At 67.5% G+C, this 4721-nt stretch carries 4 protein-coding genes and 1 pseudogene; 3 read left to right on the top strand and 2 right to left on the bottom strand.

The window, feature by feature from the left end; translation table 11 throughout:
- Together ACE3PU_RS01290 and gyrB are read left to right on the top strand one after the other, a co-directional pair.
- Positions 1-341: pseudogene (locus ACE3PU_RS01290) on the top strand (DNA replication and repair protein RecF); the annotation flags it as partial.
- A gap of 142 nt (positions 342-483) precedes the next feature.
- Entirely contained in the window at positions 484-2910 is a 2427-nt protein-coding gene (gene gyrB / locus ACE3PU_RS01285) for a DNA topoisomerase (ATP-hydrolyzing) subunit B (protein ID WP_374385832.1), read from the top strand.
- 75 nt (positions 2911-2985) lie between these two features.
- On the opposite strand, the gene ACE3PU_RS01280 is transcribed toward gyrB, so the two are convergent.
- On the bottom strand, positions 2986-3435 hold the full coding sequence (locus tag ACE3PU_RS01280; protein ID WP_374385830.1) for a hypothetical protein: 450 nt from the start codon (positions 3433-3435) through the stop codon (positions 2986-2988).
- 183 nt (positions 3436-3618) lie between these two features.
- Entirely contained in the window at positions 3619-4194 is a 576-nt protein-coding gene (locus ACE3PU_RS01275; RefSeq protein WP_374385827.1) for an OmpA family protein, read from the bottom strand.
- Positions 4195-4519: 325 nt separating this feature from the next.
- Between ACE3PU_RS01275 and ACE3PU_RS01270 the strand changes: the two genes are divergently transcribed.
- A partial coding sequence (locus ACE3PU_RS01270) for a hypothetical protein (protein WP_374385825.1) occupies positions 4520-4721 on the top strand: 202 nt, incomplete at its 3' end.

Here is a 4721-nt window from a genome sequence, read left to right as displayed (position 1 = left end):
GCCGCTCGCTGTTCGGCCCGCACCGCACCGACCTGACAGCCATCCACCGCGAGAAGCAGCGCCCCGCCGACGAGGGCTCCTCCGGCGAACAGAAGGCCCTGGTCCTGAACCTGATCCTGGCCCAGATCGCCCGCCTGTCCGGCCAGTCCGCGGTTCCGATCCTGCTGCTGGACGAGGCGCCCGCCCACTTGGATGAGCGCCGCCGCGCCGCCCTGTTCGACGAGATCGTCGCCCTGAACCTTCAGGCCTTCATGACCGGCACCGAGCGCGCCCTGTTCGCCGGTCTGGACGGCCGCGCCCAGTTCGTCCGCGTCTCCGGCGGAACGCTGGAGATCGGGTAGGATTCGGCGCGGAAATCCTCGCTTTTTCCCCCAAATTTCCTATATGTTGCGGGCTTCGGCGCGGTGCGACTCCGTCGTCGATTCGAGCGTCCGCAGCGGCGCTCCATCCCCGTCCCGGTCGGGACTTCAGAGCCAACGATTCATGACCGATCCGATTGCCGACCTGCCTGAATACGGCGCCGATTCCATCAAGGTTCTCAAAGGCCTGGACGCCGTGCGCAAACGCCCCGGCATGTATATCGGCGACACCGACGACGGCTCGGGCCTGCACCACATGGTCTATGAAGTGGTCGACAACGCCATCGACGAGGCGCTGGCCGGTCACGCCGACCTGGTCCAGGTCATCCTAAACGCCGATGGATCGGTCACCGTCACCGACAACGGACGCGGCATCCCCACCGACATCCACGCCGAGGAAGGCGTTTCGGCCGCCGAGGTCATCATGACCCAGCTGCACGCCGGCGGTAAGTTCGACCAGAACTCCTACAAGGTGTCGGGCGGTCTGCACGGCGTGGGCGTGTCGGTGGTCAACGCCCTGTCGGACTGGCTGCAGCTGAAGATCTATCGCGACGGTAAGCAGCACGAGATGCGCTTCGAGCGCGGCGACACGGTCAAGTCGCTGGAGGTCACGGGCGTCGCCCCGATCCGCGAGGACACCGGCAAGCCCCTGAGCGGCACCGAGGTCACCTTCTATCCGTCGGTCACCACCTTCAGCCACATCGACTTCGACCTGAAGACGCTGGAGCACCGGCTGCGGGAACTGGCCTTCCTGAACTCGGGCGTGGTCATCAAGCTGGCCGACCAGCGCCACGCCGAGCCGATCGAGATGATCCTGCACTACGAGGGCGGGGTCGAGGCCTTCGTGCGCCACCTGGACAAGTCCAAGACGCCGATTCTGAAGGACGTCATCGTCATTCGCGGCAAGAAGGAGGGGATCGAGCTGGATCTCGCCCTGTGGTGGAACGACAGCTACCACGAGACCATGCTGTGCTTCACCAACAACATCCCGCAGCGGGATGGGGGCACCCACCTGTCGGCCTTCCGCGCCAGCCTGACGCGCATCATGGGCGGCTATATCGAGAGCTCGGGCGCCGGCAAGAAGGAGAAGGTCTCCGTCACCGGCGAGGACGCCCGCGAAGGCCTGACCTGCGTCCTGTCGGTCAAGGTGCCGGATCCGAAATTCTCCAGCCAGACCAAGGACAAGCTGGTCTCGTCCGAAGTGCGCCCGGCCGTGGAGGCCCTGTGCAGCGAAGGCCTGTCCACCTGGTTCGAGGAACACCCCGTCGAGGCCAAACAGGTGGTCGCCAAGATCATCGAGGCGGCCTCCGCCCGTGAAGCCGCCCGCAAGGCGCGCGACCTGACCCGGCGCAAGTCGGCGCTGGAGATCAGCAGCCTGCCGGGCAAGCTGGCCGACTGCCAGGAGCGCGATCCCGCCAAGTCCGAACTGTTCATCGTCGAAGGCGATTCCGCCGGCGGCTCGGCCAAGCAGGCGCGCAACCGCGAGAACCAGGCCGTCCTGCCTCTGCGCGGCAAGATCCTGAACGTCGAGCGCGCACGCTTCGACCGGATGCTGTCGTCGGACCTGATCGGCACCCTGATCCTGGCGCTGGGCACCGGCATCGGCCGCGACGACTTCAACGCCGACAAGCTGCGCTATCACAAGATCATCCTGATGGCCGACGCCGACGTCGACGGCGCGCACATCCGGACCCTGCTGCTGACCTTCTTCTACCGGCAGATGCCCGAGCTGATCGAACGCGGCCACGTCTACATCGCCCAGCCGCCGCTCTATAAGGCCGCCAAGGGCAAGCAGAGCCGCTACCTCAAGGATCAGGCCGAGATGGACGCCTATCTGATCGAGGAAGGCTCGTCCGAGGCCGAGCTGGACCTGTCGACGGGCGAGCGCCGCCTGGGTCTGGACCTGCAGTCCCTGGTGCGCGAGGCCAAGGGCTTCAAGGCCGGAGTGGATCGCCTCAGCCAGCGCGCCCCGGCCTTCGCCATCGAACAGTCGGCGCTGGCGGGTCTGTTCGCCGAGGACGCCGACATGGCCACGGCCGCCGCAGCCGCCGCCGTGCGCCTGAACCTGTACGCGGAGGAAGGCGACGGCGAATGGACGGGCCAGCCGGGCGCGCAGGGCGCCGTGGTCTTCACCCGCACCCGTCGCGCGGTGCAGGAGACGATCGTGCTGGAAGAGACGCTGATCCGCTCGCTGGACGCGCGCCGCCTGGCCGAGCGCGCCCAGGCGTTCGACGGCGTGTTCCAGGCCCCGGCGACCTTCCGCCGCAAGGAGAAGTCCACCACCATCCGCGGGCCGCTCGACCTGCTGAACGCGGTGCTGGACGCCGGCAAGAAGGGCCTGTCGATTCAGCGCTACAAGGGCCTGGGCGAGATGAACCCCGAACAGCTGTGGGAGACCACGCTGGACGCCAACGCCCGCACCCTGCTGCAGGTCTCGGTCGAGCATGAGGAGGACGCCAACGACCTGTTCGCCAAGCTGATGGGCGACGTGGTCGAACCCCGGCGCGAGTTCATCCAGGACAACGCCCTGGACGCCGCCGTCGACGTCTGAGGCGGCGGTCCCCTCGGGCGTCAGCCGCGTGACGATGGTCACGCGGCGTCTGCGCCGCCCGGCGCCTGCGATGCCTTATTTCCGGCCGGCCGCGACGAAGGCGGCGATGGTCGGCGCCGATGCGCCCGCGGGCTTCATGCCGTCGCAGACGTAGGACACGACCTCGGCGTAGATGGTGCCCTGCCGCGCCCTCTCCCAAGGCATCTCCTCCGTGTAGCGATCCGTCTCGGCGCCGTCCGGGCCGTAGCTGACGGTCAGGCCCGAGCGGGATGTCTGGTCGGCGCAGCGCACCTCGACCTCCTCGGTTTCATGGCGCTGGTCGGCGGCATCCCCCTGGCGCGGGACCCGGGCGATGCGGGCGACGGCCTGGCCCTCACTCAGGGCCAGGGTGTCGACGTCGATCAGATAGGCCGTCTGATCGCTGTTGGAGAACACCGTCCAGTTCTCGGCCATCGCCGGTGCGGCCGCCGCCAGGGCCGCGACAGCAATCGCCGAAGTCGTGGCGATCATCGTCTTGCTCTTCATAGTCTTTCCTCCCGTGGAGCCGGTCGAGTTCACACCGGCCGCGCGGAAAGTTCAATCCGGTCGATCCGCGTTCCATGGGCGGCTCGCTGGACCTTCCCGCCAGGTCGTTCGCCGTTTGCCGCACGAAAACGGCCGCTCCCGGGAAGGAGCGGCCGCTTCTGGGGGCGTCTGCGCCGATGCGCCTTACGTCAGGACGACGATGGCGACGCGGCGGTTCTGCGCACGGCCCTCGCGGGTCGTGTTCGGCGCGACCGGCTGGGCCTCGCCATACGAGATGGTGGCCATGCGGTTCAGGGCGATGCCCTGCATGCTCATGTAGCGGCGCACCGCCTCGGCGCGCTGGGTGCCCAGGTCCTCGTTGTACTTTTCGTCGCCCGCGGCGTCCGTATAGCCCTGGATCTCCAGGTAGACGTTGCGGTTCTCGCTCTTCAGACGCTGGGCCAGTTCGCTGAGGCGCTGCTCGGCTTCAGGCGAGAGCGCCGAGGCGTCGGTCGGGAACTTGACCGAGTCGTCCGACAGCACGACCTGATAGAGGAACTTGCCTTCCGCCAGCTTGTGGGCCGCGTTGGCGCGCTCCAGCGCCTGGCCGGCCGTGCCTTCGACCTGGGTGACGCGGCCGTCGACCTCCATCACGCGGTTGTCCACCACCTGCACCTGATCACGCACGAAACGATGGCTGGCGCAGCCGCTGGCCGCAAAGCCGACGGCGATGAGGGCGCCGCCGACGACCGCCGTCCTGAGTTTCGATTTGCTGCTCAAGTCCTGTCTCCTTCATGCCGGGGCGCCACTCCCAGGATCGCGCCATTACAGGTACGAAGGTGGACAAGGCGGAGTAATGGCGTGCGTTAGGCGAGAATCGTTCAGCTTGGCCATTCGATCCGGCGCCGCGCCGCAATAATAATGTTCAGTGAGGAACCGGGCGACGTCTTCGGACGTTAGGCCGCGCCAGAGGGCGAAGCTTGGCGCGGACTCGCTTCATCTATCAACGATAGGATGTCGCACGCCGCCGGATCGGTGGTCGCCATTATACTGACGCGCGCCGCTGATTTTCATCACGACATCGAGAATCTTTTCCGGAGTCGGGATGCGGGGACGCTCAAACGCCCCTGATGGCGGACCCCCCAGGCGGCCAACGGCGTCCCGGGCGGGCAAGCGCGCCGGGTGGCTGGCCGCCGGCGCCGTCGTCGTCGGCCTGGAGGCGGCCCTGATCCTGGGGCTGGCGTGGGTTCCGCCCGCGACCTTCGATCTGCCGGCCGATCCGCCGATCCTGGTCAGCCTGATCGATC

Origin of the sequence: Brevundimonas sp., from assembly GCF_041911375.1 — a bacterium.
Taxonomy (GTDB): domain Bacteria; phylum Pseudomonadota; class Alphaproteobacteria; order Caulobacterales; family Caulobacteraceae; genus Brevundimonas.
This window is presented reverse-complemented; position numbering and strand designations above follow the sequence as displayed.

Bases quoted from the DNA above. Each gene is read 5' to 3' on its own strand.
- gyrB (WP_374385832.1), top strand. From the start codon at position 484: ATGACCGATCCGATTGCCGACCTGCCTGAATACGGCGCCGATTCCATC.
- ACE3PU_RS01280 (WP_374385830.1), bottom strand. From the start codon at position 3,435: ATGAAGAGCAAGACGATGATCGCCACGACTTCGGCGATTGCTGTCGCG.